Here is a 19688-nt window from a genome sequence, read left to right on the forward strand (position 1 = left end):
ACGAGGAGCGCCGTGAACACCCCCCTGTCCGTGCTGGCCGTCGCCGCCCACGCCGACGACGAGACCCTGGGCGCCGGCGGCACCCTGGCCGAGCACGCCGCCGCCGGTGACCAGGTGCACGTCCTGGTCCTGAGCGCCAGCTCCACCAGCCGCCCCGGCCACGACGACCTCGGCCACCGCAGCACCTGCGTCCACCGGGCCGCCGCCCTCTACGGCGCCGACGTCCAGATCGCCGACCTGCCCGACAACGCATTCGACAGCGCGCCCCGGCTACAGGTCACCCAGACCGTCGAAGCCGCGATCCGGCGCTGGCGGCCGACGATCGTCTACACCCACAGCAGCGCCGACCTGTCCCTGGACCACCGCATCACCGCCGAGGCCGTCGCCGCGGCCACCCGGCCCCAGCCCGGCAGCCCGGTCACCACGGTCCTCGCCTGGGAGGTCCGATCCGCTACCGAATGGGGGGAACGGCCCTTCCACCCCACCTGGTTCCAGCCCCTCACCCCCGCCGCGCTGGCCGTCAAGGAGCAGGCCCTGGCGGTGTACGCCTCGGAGATGCGGCCCTGGCCGCACACCCGCTCCGCCGAAGCGGTCCTGGCCGCGGCCCGGCTGCGCGGAGCCCAGATCGGCCACGACGCCGCCGAGGCGTTCGAGGTGATCCGCCACACCGTCATCCGGCCGGCCGGAACCAGGCCCGCTCCCGCTTCTCCAGGCCGATCCTGAGCAACTCGCGGGTCCGCTCCCGCATCGGCGGCAGCGCGTCTGCGGGGAACCAGCCGACCTCGAGCGACTCGTCGTCCCCGACCCGGGCCACCTGGCCCGGCCCGTCGGGACGGCACGTGAAGATCAGCTCCAGGTACTGCGCCCGGTCACCGTTCGGGTGGACCACCTCGGGGGAGACCGTCACCCCGGCGAGGCGTTCCACCACCACGTTGATCCCGGTCTCCTCCCTCACCTCGCGCACCACTCCGTCGGCCGGCTCCTCGCCCGGGTCGAGGATGCCGCTGAGGATCGACCACTCCCCGGTGTCGGAGCGGCGGTGCAGCAGCACCCGCCCCGCATCCAGGACGACCGCGTTCACCCCCGGCAGCCAGAGCCCGTGGTCAGGGCCGACCAGAGCGCGCAACGCGGCAACGTAGGCAGGGATCATGAAAGCCACCGTAGAACGTGAGGAAGTGGAAGGACCGGCACCCGCCCAGCCCATCACCACCACCCGGCGCCCGGCAGCACCCCGCGCAGTGAAGAACGTGAAGCGGGCACGGCAAGCGTGAAATCCCGTGAAACTCCCCACCTCGAACGATTGTGACCTAACGTCATGACGTGGTGACTGATATCGCCCCCTCCCCGGCGCACCTTGTGCTCGCCGAAGCTCTGGACCACGCCAAGTGGTCGGCTCGCGAGCTGGTGAAGGCCATCAACCCGCGGCTGAACGCCATGGGCCACCCCCCGGTCGACCTCACCGCGGGCTACAAGTGGCTGCGCGGGCACCTGCCTCGCTCACCCGCCGTACGCGACGTCGTGGCGGTGGTCCTGACCGAGGCGACCGGCCAGCGCTACACGACGGCGCAGCTGTGGGGCCTCGACCAGCCCACCACCGAGACCGCCGAGACCGAGGAACTCCTCGGCCCCCTCCCCTTGGGACACGTCCTGCGCACCGCGGCCGAGTGGACCAGCGGGTCCGTCGAGCCGGCACTGGTCCACTCCGCCGCCGCCGAGTACCTCTCTGCGGCCGTCTGGGACGCCACCCGCCAACCCGCGGCCCCTCCGGCCCCCGGGCGGGGCGACGGCGACTACGTCGCGCCGGAGTTCGTCGACATGCTCTTCGAGCAGCTCGCCGCGCTGCGCCGCCTCGACGACCGCACCGGCGGCAGCTCCCTGAGCCAGCGCCAGGCCCGCATCGCCCTGCACGAGTCCCTGGTCCTCATCCACACCGGCCGCTACGACGCGGCCACTGGCAACCGCCTCCTTCGGCACGCCGCCAGCGCCGCGCAGCTTGCCGGCTGGATGAGCTTCGACGCGGGACTCGACCCGGCCGGCCACCGCTACCAGCTCCTGGCCATCCGGATCGCGCGCGCCGCCGGAGACACGAACACCGTCTCCAACGCCCTTGGGATGCTCGCCTACCAGCACGCCGCCGGCGGCAACCCGAGGCTGGCCCTGCGCTTCGCGCACGCCGCGGTCGAGCACTCGGCGAAGGCCGTCCCGCTGGTCCAGGCCCGGGCGTGGGGACGGCTCGCCACCGCCCACGCCGCCGCCGGCGACCTGGACGCCTTCCGCCGTGCCACCGACCGATGTCGGCGGCTGATCGGCCAGCGCCACAGCGACGACCCACCCTCCCTGTACTACTTCACCCCCCAGCAGATCGACGCCGAAGCGGGCCAGGCGCTCGTCGATCTCGCCGCCCACACCCGCGGACGACGCTCCCCCCTGCTCACCGAAGCCGCCCAACTCCTGGGCCCCATCGCCGCCCAGGGAACGGCCACCGGCTACCGCCGCTCCGGCCTTCTCCACGGAATCCACCTCGTCCGCGCCAGCATCGGGGCCCGGGACGCCGAAGCGACCGCGCACTGGATCACCGCCCTGGCCCCCACCCTCTCGCAGGTGCAGTCCATCCGGTGCCGCACCCTCCTCACCACGGTCCGCACCGCCGCTGGCCGGCAACTGCGCTCCGCTGGGCACGGGGATGCGCTGGACGCCCTCCGCACGGCACTATCGACACCATGACGCTGCTCCAGGCCGCCCCCCGGTGGACGCTCACCGCCGTCCCGTACGGCACCGCCGACGCTCGCGCCCTCACCCGGGCCCTCCACCAGGAGCAGCTGGCCACCTACGGCAGCGCCGACGACCCCGAGGCCACCGACAGCGCGGAATTCGACGCCCCGCACGGCCAGTTCCTCCTCGCCCGCCTCGGAGACGGACCGGCCCTGGCCTGCGGAGGCTGGCGCACCCTCAGCCCCTCGACAGCCGAGATCAAGCGGATGTACGTGGCCCCCGCCGCCCGCGGGCAAGGGCTCGGCCGCCGGATCCTCGCCGCTCTCGAACAAGACGCACTCGGCCGCGGCCACACCGAGGTCCTGCTGGAGACCGGCGTCCACAACATCGCTGCCCTCGGCCTGTACACCGCATGCGGCTACGCGCCGGTTCGCTCGTACGTCCCCGGCCGCAACCCCGACATCAACCGGGCGCTGAAGAAGGCCGTCCTGCAACCGGCGGCGCCCCACCCACACACCGGCCTGCCAACGTAGCCCGCCCCGGCCCCGGATCACAGGCTGGGGAAGAACGCTCTGCCAGGATGGCCGTATGAAGTGGAACGTCGAGGTGGACATCCCCGGGATCGGCCCGCGCATGCTGATCGTCGATCAACCTGGTGCGTCCGACGCCCTGGAACACACCAAGTCGCGCGTCAACGAGATGTTCCTGCAACTGCCCTCTGGGATCGCCAGCTACACGGTCGCGGTGTTCGAGCCGGGGCACCACACGGGTGATGCGTCCGTCTGCGCCGAGCGCATCACCCTGGTGACGGAGACCGGGACCGGCCCTCGCGGCTGACGATCACTGTGGCGCCGCCAGCCCCGCCACACCGGCGAGGAAGCAAGGAGGTCCCGCCGACGGGGGATGCGGCGGGACCTCGTCCCCGACGCTACGCCGCAGGCCACCCTGGGGTCCACCGATTCCACGAGGCCACATCCGGGTGCAGGTACTCAGGTACACGTCGCAACCGCAGGGGTGATGACTGACGGGGCAGCGAACTCCGAGGCCAGAGCGTCCATCACGACCTCATCGCACACCTGGCCGAGCCCGTACCCAGCCTGGCGGATCGAGCCGACATGATGGAAGCCGGCCTTCTCATACGCGCGGATCGCGCCGGTGTTCGGCGCGAGGACCTTCAGCCAGACCATCCGCAGGTTCGTGACGTGGAACGCGTAGTCGAGGGTGAGCCGGGTCGCTGCGGTGCCCAGCCCCCGGCCGCGGACCTCCGACCCCAGCATGATCACGAACTCGGCCGTACGGACACCGTGGTCAGGCAGCAGAGTCGCAACACCGGCAGGAGCGGGTTCGCTGCCGGTGAGGTCGCAGATGGTGAAGCGGATGTTCTCGCCGCGGAGTTGGTGGGCCATGCCCTCGGTGCGGGGGCCTCCAGGGACTCGGGGGCTTGGCGCCCGTAGCCGACCAGGAGGGCGGGGTCCTACTCCCAGCGCCAGTAGGTCTCGACGAGGTCGGCGCGGTAGGGTCCGAGCCCGCAGGTCTCGGTGCGCAGCCAGATGATCGGGTCAGCGGGGCTGGTGATGGCGGCCTCCGATGGTGAGCACGGGGGTGTAGGCGCGGGTCGAGGCCGGCTCGGCGACGTCGTCGCCGTTCATAGGTCTGCACCCAGGCGTGGAGCCGGATCGGGTCGCGTCGACTCCGACGCGGCCGGCGGGGTGGGCTCCGCCTACTCGACATCGGTGGCGATCACGGTCCACCCTCCGGTCGACGTGCCGTCCAGCCGCAGGTCGAAGGCAAGGGTGATCGCCCTGCGCTGGTGTGCGTCACCACGGAGCACCTGTTCGGTGCCGCGGTCGACTTCGTAGTAGACGCCCTCCGCGTCGACCGCGACGCGGAAGACGATCGGGTCGCGGGAGACCAGCGAGCGCACCTTGACCGAGGTGATGACAGCGTTACGCATGACGGTACGGTTGACCGTGCGGACGGCTGTGAAGTCCAGGCTGCCGTCGTTCATGGCCCACTCCTCGAGGAATCGCTCGACGGCGACCTCGAGAACCGACCTGTCGAACCGGCCGTCGAGCACGCTCAGGTCACCGGCGGCGGTGTCGGCGTCCGTGCTCCACGAGATGTTGGTGAGCGACAGGAGGTCACCCGCACCCGCGACCGCGGTCTTCCCGGCAACCTCCAGCACCGCCTCCCGGGCGACCTCCTTCTGGTCCCAGCCGTCCGTCTCGATGGCGTCCGTCAGGTGGTGCGCGCCCTCGGCCGCCTGCTCCACCGACGACACGATCCACTCCCCGGCGGCGCTCTTGCGCAGTGTCCAGTACTCGACCGGGCGTGACGATCCGTCCTTGCGCACGGCATCCGGGCCGTCGACGCGGCGTACGTAGTCGTTGAGCGTCGCCGTGATCCGGAACGTGACGGTGTCGTTCACCTCGCCCGCACGATTCGCGACGTCGACCAACTCGGCCACCGGGCCGGAGACGACCTCCACGACGTTGACCTCGCCACGCGACTCGTAGTCGCCCAGCTCGTCGGCCCACTTGCCGTAGAGCACCGGGGACAGGATCTGCCGCAGGGTGGCGAGATCGTGCCCGGTCCATGCGCGCTGGGCCGTCACGTACAGCCAGACGGCACGCTGCTCCAGCGCGGCGCGGTCGAACGTCGCGTCCGTGTCGGCGATCGCATCGACCCGGGCCCCGACCTGGGCGGCACGCTCGCGCGCCTGCGCGTCCGCCCGGTGCGCCGTGCGGTCCGACACCGTGTTCAGACCGCCTGCCGACCCCGACTTCCGGCGCCGGGACCAGAGCCACAGGATCAGGAGCAGCACGGCCACCACGATCACCAGCGCCACGATCCCGCCGCCGAAACCGGCCCCGAAACCGCCGCCGAAACCGTGGCCGAAGCCGAAGCCGCCGCCGGTCGACCCGCGGGACCCGCCGCCATGGCTGCCCCCGCCTCCGCCCCCGCTGAACCCGTGACTACCACCCCCACCACGGGCGTACGCGACAGCCGGGCTGCTCAGCGCGACGACTCCAGCGGCCACACCTATCAACCGACCGACACGCACCCGGGCCATCCCCAAAGAGTCAGAACTTTTCCACAGCAGCCTACAAGCCGGACCCTTGACGCCCGCTTGGCCAGGCCCACGGCGGGGACATTGGCCACCGGGGCTTCCAAGAGGTCCTGGCACGGTCTGCGGCTCGACGGCCGGTCGTTGGGAATCAGGCGACGCTCGCGGACCCGGCTCGCCGGGATTGGGTCGCACTCCCTGCGAAGGCGGGAAACCCAGGCTGTCAGCATCGCTGCTCTTTGGTGGACGGCGGCCAGCCCGGCCGTGACCTGGCTGATCACCGGTGCGAGTGGCGCCCGGCGGTCGGCTGCGGCGATCGGTCCCGCGATCCCGAACCGGTGCGGTTGAATGGAGACATGACCGCAGAGGCCGCTGAGATGACTCGTGCCATCACCGTGTCCGATGAGGCGCGTGCCGTTCTCCCCGACCCTAGCTGGAACAAGCTCTGCGCCGCTCTCGAGTTCGCCCCGTACCAGCGCTGCAGCGAGTGCGGCCGGACCATCGACTTGCGCGTCGATCCCGCCAACTTGATCGTTTACACGCTCACGGACGCGGACGGTCCGGCCACCTGCCTTCTCAGCCACCCGCTGTGCGCACCCTCGCAAGTTGTCACCACGACCAGCGCAGACCTAGAGCGCGTCACCGGTCAGTGGTTCGGCCAGCCGTTCGGCCACGGGTTCTGGTTCTTCGAGGCAGTCCCCATGGACGATGGCAACGAGCGTCTGGTGCTCCTGGTTGAACTGCAGGCGACCGACGTCGTCTTCGGTGAGGACACCGACGGCAGGCTCACCGCCCGAAGCGGTGTCCTGGAAGCTCTCGTGCAGGAGGACGGCTTCGCTTACCTGTCGGTCGAAACCGGGCTGGCAGATCTGCCACGAGTACCGGGGTGGAACGTGCTTCTCACGCCTGACGGTGCTCTCAACGCAGTTATCGGAGTACCCGACCGGCAGGCCGTATCCAGTGCAGGGGTCTTCATCGCCTCAGGGGGCACCAACGGACGCGACCCGGACCTGGCGGACCGCCTGACCGATCGGAGCAGCGTGACCCTGTTGGTCGTGCCGCCCGCCACGTTCGGGCTGCCCGAAATCCGCGACCTCGCGGAGGACGAGGCCAACCTCGGCCCGGCCCTCACCAGCATGATCATGAACGTCGCTGCCCTGGCGGTGAAGGAGGACCAAGCGGTGCCGCTGACAGCCAGGAGGGCGTTTCTGCGCGCGGTTGCCGACGGCAGGATCGTCGGCGGACAGGCCGAGATCTCGCGACCAGCCGCCACCGGAGCCTCCTGAGTACCGCACCCACCAGCGCCGCTACGGCTTCGCAGGGCAAGAAACTGCGAAGCCGTAGCGAGACGCGTGCCACAGTCAACGATCCGACACCCCGTCATCTGCCGCGGTCCCCGCCAGGGCGGGGACCGCCCCTTCACCCACCGAGGGACCGACCGAGAGGTACACATGGCCACCGAACGCACGTTCACCGCTTCCGGCGCGGGCCCGCTCACCGTTGACCTGACCAGCATCACCGGCACGGTCAGCGTCGCCGTTGACCCGGCCACGGCCAGTGCGACCGTTACCGTGCGCACCGAGGACGCCTCCGGTCCGAGCGCCGATGCCGTCAACAGCACCACCTTCAAGGAGGACCCGGACGAGCGCAGCCTGCTGGTCCGCGTCCCCAGGCCCAAGACGGTCGGCCGCGCGTCCACCTCGGCTTCCGCCGGGAGGCGAGTGCACAACGTCATCAGCGGCGGTAGCTACGACAGCATGGTGATCATGGCCGGCAACATCGGCAATCTCAACCTGACCAGCGACACTGTCCTCATCGACTCGAGCGGGACGGGCCGCTCCGAGACCGAGCCGTCCCCGGTGGAAGTCGAAGTCCGCCTGCCCCAGGGCTCCAGCCTTGCCCTCACCACCAGCAAGGCTCATCTCTGCGTGACCGGCCCCCTCTCCGTCCTCGAAGTCACCTCCCGCGCCGGCCACGTCACCGCCGATGCCGCAGACACCGTCGACATCATCACAACGGACGGGCGCATCGAGATCGGTGCCATCCTGTCCAAGGGCAAGATCGCCACTGACAGCGCCGACATCGAGCTCCGCGCCTACCAGGGCAGCGACCTGTCCGTCGAGTCCCGCACCGGCGACATCCGGCTCACCGCCACCAGCACGGCCACCGGGCCTGTCGAGCTGACCACCGTCGACGGCTCGATCGTCACCAAGGGCGCCCAGGATCTGGACCTCACCGCTCACTCGGCCAACGGCGTCGTCCACCACCGCTGAACAGGGGACCGTGCGGGGCCCTCGCCGGCTCGGCCTCAGTGCGGCGGTCGCCTCCCGGCACCGCCGCCTGCTGCACGCTCAACGCAAACGTACCTGCCAATGACGCCAGTTCAGGCCGCGACCTCGCTTCGCCTGGAACAGGCCGGGCTTCGGCTTCGCCCTGTGCGGGGCCTATCCCGCGTCGAGCAGGGTGCCGTGTTCGAGGGCCCCCCACAGCACGGCCTTGAACTGCGGGGGCATAAGGGCCAGGGCCCCGACGGCCTCGCCGGTGAGGGGGATCTCCTCCAGGTAGTACTCGCCGCGGTCGGTGCGGGCGAACTCAGGCCCGGTGCGGCTGTCGAAGTCCCACTGCTCGATGCGGGCGAGGTAGAAGTACTCGGGCTCGCCCCTGTCGTTCTCCATCCGGTGGAGGAGCCGCAGGATCTGGGCGTCGCCGGCGATCTCCTCGCGGATCTCGCGCAGGAGCGCCTCGGTGTGGCTCGCGTCAGTCGGCTCGACCTTGCCGCCGACGATCACCCAGTACGGGTCAAGGCCCGGGCGGATGCGCTTGATCACGAGCGTGGTGTCGTGCGGGGTGATCAGGACGGCGCGGACGCGTTCGGTCATCACTTGGGTTCTCCTTCAGAGTCGTTCACGTTCCCAGCGGGATCGGCGGGTTCGCTCAAGGAGTGGCCGTGCAGCGCGCGATCATCGCGGCCACGTCGTCCTCGATCAGCGCGAGATGATGGATCGGCTCGGGATCGTGGAGATGGCGGGTGACGATGACCTCGTACAGATCGGCGCGCTGGTCGTCCGCACAGTGGTCGGCCAGCTGATACCAGTGCAGCACCACCCGCCAGGTGAACCGCTGCGGGGCGGGGCTGGCCTGCCAGTCCAACTGCACATGATGATGCCGGCGGGCCGCACTGATGGTGCGGCGCAGCTGCTCCGGGACGACGTCGGGATTGGCTGCCCGGCCGAGGATCTCCCTCAGGTCATCGGCGCACGTCCTGGCTGGTGGTAGCGGACCGTCCACGTTCAGGGGAGGCCCGTCCTTGAGGGTTCCCTCGGGGCAATGCGGCCAGGTCAGATCCGAGGACGCCGTCACCTGGTCCGCGTCGATCCGTTCGGCTCCCTCGACGTTGTCGAGGTCGACGACGTACCCAGCCGGTCCCTCGACCGTTTCGGCCGCGTCGTCGAAGGACCAGCCGATCTCCCGCACATACCCGCGGTACCCCTTGAGTGGCCCGGCGGTGACCTTGACCCGGTCATGAGCGCGGTGGCCCCCGCGTTCGGTGAGGATCGCCTGCTGGACGACACCCGCAGCCCAGATGCCCGTGCACACCTCGAGCGCGGGGTCGGGCAGGCCGCGGCCGATGCCGCGGCTCAGGCCGCCCCACCGGGGCTCCGGCGCGTCCGGCACCCACCGGTCAGCACCATTGCGGGTCAGCGCCGGCTCCCGAAACGGGGACCCCGCCGGGGCGTGCGGATCCCAGATCCGAGTCAGCCAGCGCCAGCACTCGGTCACCGGCTCGCCGGGCGGCCCGGTAGGCGACAGGTCGTGACCGCCCCCCGGCAGCACGACGGTCACCAGGGCGCCGACCCGCTGGTCGTCACGCAACTGCCACAACACCTTCTGCCAGCGGATCTCGTCGACAGGCTGACGGTCCCGCAGGTGAAGGGCGTAGAGCACCATCGCGACGATGCCGCGCATCGCCACGTCGTCCCAGCAGGTCTCGTCCATGCCCCCGGGGCGGTCGGCCGCGGTGGCGTGGCCCGCGCGCTGAACGGCGCTCTCCCACGCAGTGGGCTGTGAACTGCGAGGCATGGCTGACTCCTGACAACGTCAACGTCGGTGCGCGATCCTAGAAGACGAACTCGCCGAATTTACCGGCCTGGTCAGCCAGTTCGAGGCGTGCTGCAGCGGGGTCGGCGACGACTTCCGGGCGGCTGTACAGCCACGTGACGAGCGCGGCGGCGGCATGGACGGTGGCCACCGGGTGCTCGATCATGCGCATGGTGATCTCTCCCGTGACAACCAGGCGGCTGGCGATGAAGGCGTCCGACTGCTCCAGGGCGGCATCCCAGTGGGTGGCCGGGCACAGTGCTCCGATGAAGGGGCGGGCACCGGCCCGCCACTCGGCCGGGTCGGGCCCGGCGACGCTGCTGGCGTCGAGGTGTTTGATGCCCTCGGCGGCGACGTTCTTCACCACGGCGGAGACCTGCGACGGTGACACCCAGGTGGAGAGGACCTCGGCCACCTGCTCGGCCGGGCTGCCCGCCATCGCGTCGGCTTCCACGTGCAGTCGCGCGAGCCTGCGGCGGGCCGCGAACTCATCGTCGCTCTCGCCGGCCCCTTGCGGAGCCAGAAGGTCGGCAGGCACTCCGGGTCCGTCCAGCGCGAACTCGAGATACGACAGCAGCACCATCCAGGCGTACAGATGCTTGCCGATCTCCCAGCGGGCGTAGGAGGACAGCCGCCCGCCGCCGGCGTCATCCTGGTCCGGGGGCCGGACCGGCTCCGGGGCCAGTTCCCCCGGCTGGGGGCGCCGCTGCCCGGTCTGTCGCTGCGCGCGCAGCCGCTTGCCCTTGCCCATGCTGTGGAGCCCCTCAATCGTCAAGATCGTGTGGTCGAGCGTGCCGCTGGCCGGTCAAATGCACACCTGCTGGCTGGTCCCGGGACGTTCTTCAGAAGCGGACGCCGTAGATCGGGCCGAGGACGGTGTCGAGCCCCACCGCGAAGCGCGGCGCGCGCCGGTCACCGAGGACATCGACCGGTCCGTCGGTGCGCAGATGCTGCCAGAGAGCGGCAACGGGGTCGCCTTCAGCGTCCGGATCGTGCCCGAGGGCTCGAAGGTGTGCTTCCCACCGCTCCAGCAGCCCGTCCGACTCCAGCGCGCAGTCGTCGGCCGCGGGCAGGAGAGCGCGGACCTCGTCCACGTGCACGTCTCCGGGGTCGGCAGCGGTCTCGCCGGCGAGGATGTACAGAGCCAGGGCCAGAGCCGCGCAGCCGTCACTCAGGCTGCCGTCGCCCACGCGGTAGCGCTCGAACCGGACGCCGGCCACCTCCAGCATGCGGGCCCAGGCGGATTGCCACGCCGGCGGGCCGCCCGCGTCCTGCCACGACTGGAGTCGCTCCAGGACCGGCTGACGGGCCGGAGCCCACCGGTCGTCCTCCTGCTTCAGGTCGGTCACCAGGGCGCGCACCGTCTCCTCCAGGCGGCGGCCGTCCTCGCTGTTTCCGACGAGCGGGTTGGCCAGCGCGTACGCGACCTGCAGAAGGAGCAGGTCCAGGGCGCGGCCTCCGTGGCGCTCGGGCAGCCTCGGTCGCAGTGCGGTCATGAGGGACCAGGCGAACTCGGTCGTGTTCAGGTCGATCGCAGCTGTGAGAGCCACGTCGGTCTCGTCCGGGCCCCGGTACCAGCTGGCGGCACGTGCCTTCTCCTCCCGATCGCGGTATTCCGCAACCTCCGGCATCAGGCGCCGCGCCGCGTAGGCGGGGTCCGCTTCGCACAGGATGAGCCTCTGGAGGAGGCGGCGCCCTAGCTCGCTCCCGGGACCGGGTCCGGCGGGCGACATGATGGTGACGCCGCAGCGGCAGTGCAGGGTCAGCGGGCCGCCCCAGCGGCCCTCGACGAGGAAGTGTTCCTTGCTGCCGCAGACCGGGCAGGCCAGGGCTTCCAGGCCGACCTCGTGGCCGTAGTTGGGTTCGCTGATGGACGAGTCCTCGGAGATGTTCTCGTTCCAGCGGGCTACGTCGGCGTCCCACCGCTCGAGCAGGATCCGGGCGACGTTGATCTGCCAGGTGTGGTCTTCGGGGAAGCCGGCCGGGGCGCCCTCGGTGGGCTCGGGCTCCTGGTAGCCGTAGGTGCCGGGCAGGGCCACGCGGCGGCCTTCGCCGGGCGAGGGTTCGGCGACCTGGGCCTGGGCGCCGCCCTGGATCGCCGCTGCCCGGTGGGCGAGGGTGCACTCGTGCTCGCTCTGGCGCAGCCCGTGCGGGCAGTTCGCCGCGTGGGCGGTGACGACGAGCCGCGCGAAGCGGCAGAGTTCGGCGAAGAAGTCGGCGTCGGCGGCGAGGCGCTTGACCGGCACGGTGATGTCGTCGATCTCGGGCGGGCCTACGAACGCGCGCAGAATGCTGCCGGCCTTCTGCGAGTCCTGAAGGATGGGCATCGCGCGGGTGAAGGCCAGCTCTCCGACCGTTTCGACGGTGAGGCCGTCCTGCTTGCCCTGGTGATGGAGCACACTGCCCAGGACCAGCGCCACAGCGTCACCGCCGTCGCGTGGCAGCCCCAGGGCCCGGTGTGTGAGGGCCCACTCCTTCCAGCGGTCCGCGAACTCGCGGTCGGCCATCGGCGTGACCGTGCGCCACCAGTTGACCATCCCGGAGCTGACCGCGACGCAGGCCTGGGGCAGTGTCTGCACCCTGGTGACGCCCTCCTGGTCGGCGATGGTCAGGTGCCCGACCAGAAGTTCCACAGCAGTGCGCGCGGCCGTCCGACGTTCGGCGACCGTCATCTGCTCGCACTTCTCGAACAGCGGCTCGGCGGCGTTCACGGCTCGTACAAGGCGGCGGAACTCCGCCGTGCCGGGACCGGACATGTCCTGATCATCCGTCATGAACGGCGGCAGTTCCCCATTGTGGAGGCGGATGGCGATCAGCCGGGAGACCTCGACCAGGCGCGCCACGCTGGCGGGCTCGGCGGCAACCGCGCCCAGCAGCCGGTCAACGCACCCGTCGCAGTCCTTGAGCGCCGCTGCGGTCAGCTCGCCGAGGAGCCGCTGGTCGACCGGCCGCCCGTCTGCGTCCGTCGGCCCGCCGGGCAGTTCCACAGGCTCGTGTTGGTGCGTCCCCACGCTGAGGCCCCCTCTCGTCCATGGCCAGGTTAAGGGGTTCGCGTCCCTGTCCGGTCGGCTTCGCGTGATCCGGGAGGCGTGCCGCACGCAGCGGCGACTGGGCGCCTGGATCCGCTCGAGTCACAGCCCCAGCCGTCCGGAGGCCGGTCGGCGACAGCCGCCTGCCGGCCGAGCCGCCCGTCGCCCGGAGCGGGTGGGTTCATGCGGCCCGCTCCGTGAGTCACGGTCTCACCAGGGCGTTCTGCAGTGCCGGCAAGGCCGCCGCCTGGCAGATGATGCCCACGGTCGTCCAGTCCACGACGCGTTGGGTGTCCGGGGCCGGGCTCAGGAGGTCGCCGAGCCGAACCACTTCCACGTAGGTGCGCTCGGTCTCCTCCGCGGCGCCGTGGCTGGAGGCGTCGGCGCGCAGACGGTTGATCTCGGCCTCGCTCAGCTCGACGGCGTAGACGGTCTGCGTGTGGGCGGACAGGGTCGACACCGGCTGGCGGGCGGCGACGAAGTGCAGCCGATCCGGTGACAGGCGCAGGCCGGTCTCCTCGGCGAACTCGGAAGCGGCGGTCTGCCGCGGGTCGCCGGCTACCGTGGTGGAGCCGCCGGGCAGTTCCCGGACGAAGGCGTCCGGCGTGCGGGCCGGTGCCCGGAACTCCTTCACGAGGACGATCTCGGTGTCGAGCGGGTCCGGGGCGGGGCGGCAGGCGACAACGGTGGACAGGTCAGGGCGGCCGAGGACCACCTCGTTGCTCTTCTCCCGCTGCTCGGACGCCACCCACAGCCGGGCCGCGAATGCCCAGAACAGCACGGTCTCCCGTGCTCTGCCGACGCGGTGGGTCCACGAGGTCCGCCCGCCGAGCAGGACGTTGCCCGCCTCCTCCTGGGCGGCGAGCCAGGAGCGGAACGTCGGCACCCGCCACAGCAGCAGCGGTACATCGCGTCGGCCGCCGCCGCGAGCGGCGCCCGCGCCGATGCGGTGCAGAGCCAGGGCGACCGTCTCGGGGAGCAAGCCGGCGGTGGGGACGTCGTGGGTGTCGGCGAGGACCTGGAGCAGCTGGACGTGGTCGGCACTCTCTGGGCAGCCCAGGACCACGCGCCCGGAGGTCAGGTCGTGGCCGAATTCGACGTTGGTGGACAGAGCGGGCATCGTGCCCATGGCTCGGGGTACCCAGTAGATGATCTCGTCGGCTCGGTCACGCTGGCGGCACTCCCATTCGAGCTGGGCCTGGTAGTCGCTGCTCCGCGTGCCGTCGCGGGTCTCCGGGATGAACACGACGAGGGTACCGGGGTGTCGCCACTGGCGGGTGAGGACGGCGAGGGCGTCGGGTCGCCAGGACGGGACATCGGCGCTCCGGGGCGTGGGCCCGGCGAGGAAGACGGCCGCATGGTACGTGTTCGGCGGCTCTTCCCCCGCGTAGACAGGGTGGACACGGCTGGTCTCGATCACGGTGAGGTTCTCCTGGGGGCGGTGGCGGCAGAGCGGTCAAGCATGGGGGGCATGCCCAGAGTTTCAGCAGTCGAACTCCTGCTTGCCCCTGGTGGAGAGGTGCCGCGCGGGCGGCCGGTGGAGCCGGGGCCCGCGGCAGGATCGGTGATCGCCTGCCGGAGGTCCCTGTGTGGTGGCAGAGCGACGCAAAGGTGTCGCCGTTCGGGGAGGGTGAGTGAGGGTGACTGGGCACAAGCGGGCAGATCGGCCGGCAGAGCGTCAGGCAGCCGCGTGCCGCGTTCAGGTGGCCCTCGCGCTGTACCAGCCGGGAAGGGCCTGGGAGGGGTGACCATGCCGGGAGCCTGCGAAGCGAACCCGGCCCTTGTTCCCGCAACGCCGCAGCCCAGGCGGGGTATCGGCGGGGCCAGCGCCGACCTCGACCTGACGGCCCTGGAGGATGAGGCGGACGTGATCGGGTGATGGTGGCGGCGGTCGGCAGGTGTTTCTGCTCAAAGGCGGTGTCAACCCAACCGGTGCTTGGCAGACTTGGCCGCATGCTGATCCTTGACCAACTGCGAGCTTGGCGCGACGAGAATGGCGGGAGGGGTGGGAACCCCACCTGGTTGGCGGCGTGGGATCGCGCCATCGACATCCTGCGCCCGATCTGGCCGGACCGGGACATGGGTTGGGACGGCCCGCGGCTGGCGGAGGGCGCCGCGGGGCTCGCCACCGGCATCTACCTCGTGGCCCGCCGCGACGGTCGGGACGTCCGCGACGTGCACCGAGCCGACATCGAGAGCCTGGTGGGCCCCCGCCCCGAATTTGGCTACCGCCGGTTCGCTGCGGACTGGGAGCGGCAGCTGGTCGAGTTCGGGCACGACCTGAACGACCCCGCCGACCCGGTGACCGAGACCTGGCGCATGCTGGCCAGGGACCGCACGCCGACGCCCGAGCAGAGTCGGGCGATCCCCGACGCCGTCTGGGAGGACAGCACGATGATGGCCTGGGGCATCTCGGTGGAGGACAACCTGCCCAGGGTCCTGGCGCCGCACTGGGAGCTGACCTTCTGAGTGACCGATCGCGGTCAGCTCGGTCACCCGCCGAACGGGACCTGCGCCATCGGCACCCAAGTGATCCGCTTGGCCACCTGGTCGGCATGGACGTCGACCAGGTCCACCGCGTGGAAGCCCGAAGGCGCGAACTGCCCGTTGACTGGCCAGCGCCCACTCTCAGTCGGCTGCGCCGAGCGGGATCCTGGCAACGGGCTTCCACGTGATCGTCTTCGCGCGCACGTCCGCGAACACGTCGACCAACTCCACCGATTCGATCCGAAGGGGTGCGTGGCTGGGGCGTACCCGGCGCAGTCGACGCTGGATCTGGTCCGAGTCCGCCGGCGCGTTCGCGTAGGACTCCGTCAGGTGGAGGACGCCGGTGGAGTACTCGGTCGCCTCGGTGCCGCGGACGTCCTCGACCGCGGCCGTGACCGCGGCCCTCAAGTCGTTCAGCGGTTCGTCCGGTGAAAGATCGAAAATGACTCCGCTCGCGTAGCTCAGGGCGGTGCCCACCTCGATGGTGAAGGGGTCGATCGTCCGGAGCCGTCGGCCGAGCGAGAGGACGAGGGCGTCGCGCTCCTCCTCAGATACCAGGGAAGCAGCCTTCTCGGACAATTGGTACATCGTGATGTGGAGCCAGCTGTCCGAGACGTGGGTGAGCGGGTCCTCCCGGGTGGCTTCTCGGCAGCCGTTGATCAGGGCCGCGAGCTCGGGGTTGTGTTCGAGCTCGACAGTGACGTAGACGTGGAGCAGCGTCAGACCCTCCGGCCAGACGTCCTTGCCGTGCATGAAAGTAAACGGCTCCATGGCGTGACAACGTACCGGCATTCGCCCAGTCGCGTTGTCGGAAACGGAAGTTCAGTGCCGGCCGAAGGAGTCGATTCGGTCGTGCCGGATCGCTTCTGGACCGACGCCTCACTCGTTCGGGAGCTATGGGCAGTTCGTGGGGCACCCGGCTGTCGGTGTCTCTAGAGTGCTCGGGTGGGCTACCTGCGGCTGCTGCGGCACCGGGATGTTCTTGTGCTGTGGCTGGCTGAGACCTTGAGCGCGCTCGGCGACCGCTTCTTCACGCTCGCCCTGATGTGGACCGCGTGGGCCCGGTTCGGGGCCCCGGCGATGGGGATCGTGGTGATCGTCGAGTCCGTTCCCCATCTTCTGGTCGGCGCCTTCGGAGGTCGGCTGCTCGCCCGGTTCGTCGACTTCCGCGTGGTGGCGGCCGTCGAGGCCGTCCAGATCCTGGTCGTCGGGGCGATGCCGTGGCTCCAGGACTCGATCGGGCTGATCGGGGTGGTCATGGTGATCGCGGTCGTCGGGACGGCGGACGCGATCACGGGACCCTCCCTCGGCGCTCTGGTTCCCGAGGTCGCCCCGGCGGACCGGGTGAAGGAGATCACGGGGTTGATGGCGCTGACCGGGAACGTGACCTGGGTGCTGGGGCCGGGTGCCGCCGCGTGCCTGCTCGCGTTCGTGCCTGCTGAGAGGCTGTTCGTGCTCGACGCGCTGACCTTCGCTGTCTCCGCCTGCGCCCTGGCCTGGCTAGCGGGTCGGATCGTCGTTCGACCCGGCCCCGGGCAGGTCCCGGATGAGGACGCTCCGGCAGGGCCCGCACCGAGGGCGCGCGAAGTGCTGCGGCGTCACCCCCAGTTGGGGGCGGCCATCGGGCTCAACGTCGTCGGGGAGTTCTTCGCCACCGTCGGCACGGTGGGCATCCCGATCTGGCTCACCAGCCGCCTGCACGCCGGTGCCAGCGCCTACGGGATGGTGGTCACGGCGATGGGCATCGGGGCCGTTGTCGGCAACCTGCTGGTCGGCCATCTCCCGACGCCGAAGGGGTTCACCCGCGCGTACTGCCTGGTGTGGGCCGCCCGGGGCGCGCTCCTGGCCGCGTTCGCCTTCACCCAGGGCCTGGGCCAGATCGTGGCGGTCACCGCGCTCGCGGGCGCGTTGTCGCCGGGGGCAGCAATCCTGCTGGGCACCGAGGTGGCGAAGCTGCCGGTGCCCGAGCGAGCCCGGCTGATGGCTACGGACATCGCCGGGCTGCACACCGCCGGGATGGGCAGCATGCTCGTCGTCCCCCCGCTGGTGGCCGCCGCCCCGGCGTTCGGGTTCGTGGCCGGCGGCGCGGCCACCGTCCTGGCCGGAGCGTTGGCCTGGGGTGCGATCGCGGTCACCGGGCGGCGGCCGGCCGCGGCCGAGCCGGAAGAGGACCGGATGCTCGTCCGGACGTGAGGGCGGCCGGCGTGTTCACCCGCGGGGCCATGTGGCCGCCAGGACCAGCGTGGGGTTGGCATCCGCCGGCCAGAGCGGAACCTCGATGCAGCTGACGGCGGTGAAGCCGTGCCGGTTCAGCAGGTTCGTCCAGCCAGTGGCGTCGTGGCCGTAGCGGACGACGGGCAGTCGGATGCCGTCGGCCAGGGTGAGGTTGTCGACCCGCGCCCCTTGCAACTGGCCAGGGCGGGCTCGTCCGACGGAGAAGACCCTGGCCGCCGGGCCGCAGCGCGGCGTGGATTCGCGGCAGCAGCCGCTCGGGAAGTCCGTGCCGCCTCAAGATGCTGACTCCTGCCGGAGGGCCTACGTTGCGTCAGGCTTCCGCGTCGATCGCCGTGTCTCGGCGGTAGGCGTGGCGAACGTACTCGCGGGGGTGGTCGTACCAGCGCGCCTGGTGGCAGTCGCCTTGCGAAGCGTCGGGCTGCGTGCGGTCCCATTCCAGCAGGCGCCGGGCGGACTGATCTGCGAGGGTGGCGAGTTCACCAGGGGGTGGGTTCGGCCACAGCAGGGCGAAGCGGTCGTCGAGGGCGGCACGGTGCAGCCGGTAGGCCCGCTCCTGGCGGGCCGGTCCGGTGGAGCCTGCCTGCCGGTGGTGCAGGAGCGCGGCGGCGAGCAGGTCGACGTGCTCGCTCTGGTCCGCCAGGGGCCGGGCGCCGCGGTAGGGGCCGTGGTCGGGGCGGTTGTGCCACATCGTGCGGGTGACCTCCCACTGGGCGAGGGCCGGGATGCGGTCGCCGAGCACGGCGCCCTCGCCGGCGTGGGCGGCAAGGACCTGGCGGGCGATCCCGGCAGTGAACAGCGCGGCGGCCTGCTGGTCGGCGTCCCCGGCGGCGAGGGCGCTGAGGTGCTGCGCGGTCTCGATGTACTGCGCCGGGGTGTCCGGGTGCCGGGTGAGCGCGGCCAGCGCGGTGCGCAGTTCGGTGAGGCGGGAGGCCGGCCGGTCCAGCCCCAGCCCAAGGAGCGCGCTGCCGTCGCCGGCGTCCAGGCCGTCCTCGCGTGCGGTGTCCACGATCGCCGCGGCGATCAGGTCGCCGACCCAGGCTCCGTAAGCGGCGGCGTCGTGGGCGCGCGCGGTCCACGCGGACGGGTAGGCGGTGACGTGCCACAACACCAGACCACCGGCCCACGTCCGGGCGGCATCCCACACCGTGGCGAAGTGGGCCCGCTCCAGGCACCCCGTGATCTCCGCCGGGGTGGACGCAGCCTCCAAGCCGGGTATGAGACGGCTCCATCGGTCCGGTGGAACCGCGGCGTCGTCCGGCCCGGCGGCGCCCCGCCGCCGGTGGTGCCGGATGTTCGACGCGGCCAACGCGGCCGTGGCAACGCCGCCGAGGGCCAGGCCGTTCTTCACCGGGCCGACCGCCCAGAGCAACACAGCCGCGACAACGGCCGCCGTGGCCCCCACGGCGGCCCAGGTGATGTTCTTCCGCATGGCGTGGAAGTCTGCCAGGTCCGTCGCGGACGCCCGGCCGGAAGCGGGCGGTCCCCTGGTACGGCCCCGGCTGGGCTGGCAGAGTGGCCACGGCGCTCAACAGGCAGCGAAGAGGAGGGGCCCGCGGATGCGGTGGACCGTGAAGCGGCGCAGGACGAGGCTGCGCGAGGAGCAGATCCGCACCGCGGTGTGGCGGGCCCAGCTGATGCTTGCCACCCGCACCCCCTCCAGCTCCACCGCCGCCGAGCCGGACAGCGTCGTCGGTGCGACCGTCGAGCACAGCGTCCACATCGAGGCGGCGCTCACCAGGCTGCTGAACGTCCTCGGCCCGAACGATGCGCTGACTCTGCCGGTCTTCGAGGCGAACCTCGCCTGCGCGGACGTGTCACTGCTCCACGAGGGCTGGGCTGCCCATTGCGCCGAGCGGGCGCGGCCGGACGCCGACGACACCGTCCTCGCCCTGGACCGCGAGTTCCCCGACCCGGCCCGCGTGCGGGCCTGGGTACGCTACGAGACGGCCCGTCAGCGCGTCGGTGTGCTGGCTGAGCGGCTGACCGTTCTGGAACCGCATCTGGCGGCGGTCACCGGGCGGGACCTCTCCGCCCGCCTTCTGCCCGCCACCGCCTGACGC

At 71.3% G+C, this 19688-nt stretch carries 20 protein-coding genes; 9 read left to right on the forward strand and 11 right to left on the reverse strand.

What is annotated here, in order from left to right:
• The first annotated feature begins 12 nt into the window (after positions 1-12).
• Positions 13-723 (forward strand): PIG-L deacetylase family protein, encoded by a 711-nt coding sequence (locus ACFYNO_RS14740; RefSeq protein WP_388011073.1) that lies wholly within the window; start codon positions 13-15, stop codon positions 721-723.
• Here the strand turns inward: ACFYNO_RS14740 and ACFYNO_RS14745 are convergent.
• Complete coding sequence (locus tag ACFYNO_RS14745; RefSeq protein WP_388011076.1) at positions 671-1150, reverse strand: NUDIX domain-containing protein; 480 nt, start codon at positions 1148-1150, stop codon at positions 671-673. The two genes, ACFYNO_RS14740 and ACFYNO_RS14745, sit on opposite strands and share 53 nt — an antisense overlap.
• A 170-nt stretch (positions 1151-1320) precedes the next feature.
• On the opposite strand from ACFYNO_RS14745, the gene ACFYNO_RS14750 reads away from it, so the two are divergent.
• Genes ACFYNO_RS14750 through ACFYNO_RS14760 form a run of 3 tightly spaced genes read left to right on the forward strand, consistent with a single transcriptional unit; the run spans position 1321 to position 3549 of the window.
• Entirely contained in the window at positions 1321-2724 is a 1404-nt protein-coding gene (locus ACFYNO_RS14750) for a hypothetical protein (protein ID WP_388011079.1), read from the forward strand.
• Positions 2721-3245 carry a GNAT family N-acetyltransferase gene (locus ACFYNO_RS14755; RefSeq protein ID WP_388011082.1) on the forward strand — a complete coding sequence of 175 codons (525 nt, stop codon included), beginning with the start codon at positions 2721-2723 and terminating at the stop codon, positions 3243-3245. The genes ACFYNO_RS14750 and ACFYNO_RS14755 overlap by 4 nt, the downstream gene beginning before the upstream one ends.
• A 55-nt stretch (positions 3246-3300) precedes the next feature.
• The gene (locus ACFYNO_RS14760; protein WP_388011085.1) at positions 3301-3549 is read left to right on the forward strand and encodes a hypothetical protein; all 249 of its coding nucleotides are present in this window, start codon (positions 3301-3303) and stop codon (positions 3547-3549) included.
• A 152-nt stretch (positions 3550-3701) separates the two neighbouring features.
• Here ACFYNO_RS14760 and ACFYNO_RS14765 read toward each other — a convergent pair whose 3' ends face one another.
• Together ACFYNO_RS14765 and ACFYNO_RS14770 are read right to left on the reverse strand one after the other, a co-directional pair.
• Positions 3702-4118, reverse strand: a complete 417-nt coding sequence (locus ACFYNO_RS14765) for a GNAT family N-acetyltransferase (protein ID WP_388011088.1) — start codon at positions 4116-4118, stop codon at positions 3702-3704.
• Positions 4119-4432: 314 nt separating this feature from the next.
• Positions 4433-5560, reverse strand: coding sequence for a TIM44-like domain-containing protein (locus ACFYNO_RS14770; RefSeq protein WP_388011091.1), 1128 nt, complete (start codon positions 5558-5560; stop codon positions 4433-4435).
• A gap of 575 nt (positions 5561-6135) precedes the next feature.
• Between ACFYNO_RS14770 and ACFYNO_RS14775 the strand changes: the two genes are divergently transcribed.
• Together ACFYNO_RS14775 and ACFYNO_RS14780 are read left to right on the forward strand one after the other, a co-directional pair.
• Positions 6136-7065, forward strand: a complete 930-nt coding sequence (locus ACFYNO_RS14775; RefSeq protein WP_388011094.1) for a hypothetical protein — start codon at positions 6136-6138, stop codon at positions 7063-7065.
• A gap of 165 nt (positions 7066-7230) precedes the next feature.
• Entirely contained in the window at positions 7231-8052 is an 822-nt protein-coding gene (locus ACFYNO_RS14780; RefSeq protein ID WP_388011097.1) for a DUF4097 family beta strand repeat-containing protein, read from the forward strand.
• A gap of 171 nt (positions 8053-8223) precedes the next feature.
• On the opposite strand, the gene ACFYNO_RS14785 is transcribed toward ACFYNO_RS14780, so the two are convergent.
• The 5 genes from ACFYNO_RS14785 to ACFYNO_RS14805 all read right to left on the reverse strand — a co-directional run bounded on the left by ACFYNO_RS14785 (position 8224) and on the right by ACFYNO_RS14805 (position 14326).
• On the reverse strand, positions 8224-8658 hold the full coding sequence (locus ACFYNO_RS14785; protein ID WP_388011100.1) for an NUDIX domain-containing protein: 435 nt from the start codon (positions 8656-8658) through the stop codon (positions 8224-8226).
• Between the two features lie 55 nt (positions 8659-8713).
• Positions 8714-9775, reverse strand: a complete 1062-nt coding sequence (locus ACFYNO_RS14790) for a hypothetical protein (RefSeq protein ID WP_388011103.1) — start codon at positions 9773-9775, stop codon at positions 8714-8716.
• Between the two features lie 121 nt (positions 9776-9896).
• Positions 9897-10628, reverse strand: coding sequence for a hypothetical protein (locus ACFYNO_RS14795; protein WP_388011106.1), 732 nt, complete (start codon positions 10626-10628; stop codon positions 9897-9899).
• A 91-nt stretch (positions 10629-10719) separates the two neighbouring features.
• Positions 10720-12864: a hypothetical protein gene (locus ACFYNO_RS14800; RefSeq protein ID WP_388011109.1), complete on the reverse strand. Its 2145-nt coding sequence runs from the start codon at positions 12862-12864 to the stop codon at positions 10720-10722.
• A 244-nt stretch (positions 12865-13108) separates the two neighbouring features.
• On the reverse strand, positions 13109-14326 hold the full coding sequence (locus ACFYNO_RS14805; protein WP_388011112.1) for a nucleoside 2-deoxyribosyltransferase domain-containing protein: 1218 nt from the start codon (positions 14324-14326) through the stop codon (positions 13109-13111).
• A gap of 602 nt (positions 14327-14928) precedes the next feature.
• On the opposite strand from ACFYNO_RS14805, the gene ACFYNO_RS14810 reads away from it, so the two are divergent.
• Complete coding sequence (locus ACFYNO_RS14810; protein WP_388011115.1) at positions 14929-15375, forward strand: hypothetical protein; 447 nt, start codon at positions 14929-14931, stop codon at positions 15373-15375.
• 159 nt (positions 15376-15534) lie between these two features.
• Here ACFYNO_RS14810 and ACFYNO_RS14815 read toward each other — a convergent pair whose 3' ends face one another.
• Complete coding sequence (locus ACFYNO_RS14815; protein WP_388011118.1) at positions 15535-16146, reverse strand: 2'-5' RNA ligase family protein; 612 nt, start codon at positions 16144-16146, stop codon at positions 15535-15537.
• Positions 16147-16338: 192 nt separating this feature from the next.
• On the opposite strand from ACFYNO_RS14815, the gene ACFYNO_RS14820 reads away from it, so the two are divergent.
• Positions 16339-17586: an MFS transporter gene (locus ACFYNO_RS14820; protein WP_388011121.1), complete on the forward strand. Its 1248-nt coding sequence runs from the start codon at positions 16339-16341 to the stop codon at positions 17584-17586.
• Between the two features lie 15 nt (positions 17587-17601).
• Here ACFYNO_RS14820 and ACFYNO_RS14825 read toward each other — a convergent pair whose 3' ends face one another.
• A complete protein-coding gene (locus tag ACFYNO_RS14825; protein ID WP_388011124.1) occupies positions 17602-17802 on the reverse strand; it encodes a hypothetical protein in 201 nt (66 codons plus the stop codon).
• 136 nt (positions 17803-17938) lie between these two features.
• Positions 17939-19057: a hypothetical protein gene (locus ACFYNO_RS14830; protein WP_388011127.1), complete on the reverse strand. Its 1119-nt coding sequence runs from the start codon at positions 19055-19057 to the stop codon at positions 17939-17941.
• A gap of 127 nt (positions 19058-19184) precedes the next feature.
• On the opposite strand from ACFYNO_RS14830, the gene ACFYNO_RS14835 reads away from it, so the two are divergent.
• Positions 19185-19685, forward strand: coding sequence for a hypothetical protein (locus ACFYNO_RS14835; protein ID WP_388011130.1), 501 nt, complete (start codon positions 19185-19187; stop codon positions 19683-19685).
• Positions 19686-19688 lie beyond the last annotated feature (3 nt).

Source organism: Kitasatospora sp. NPDC006697 (assembly GCF_042869935.1).
Lineage (GTDB): Bacteria > Actinomycetota > Actinomycetes > Streptomycetales > Streptomycetaceae > Kitasatospora.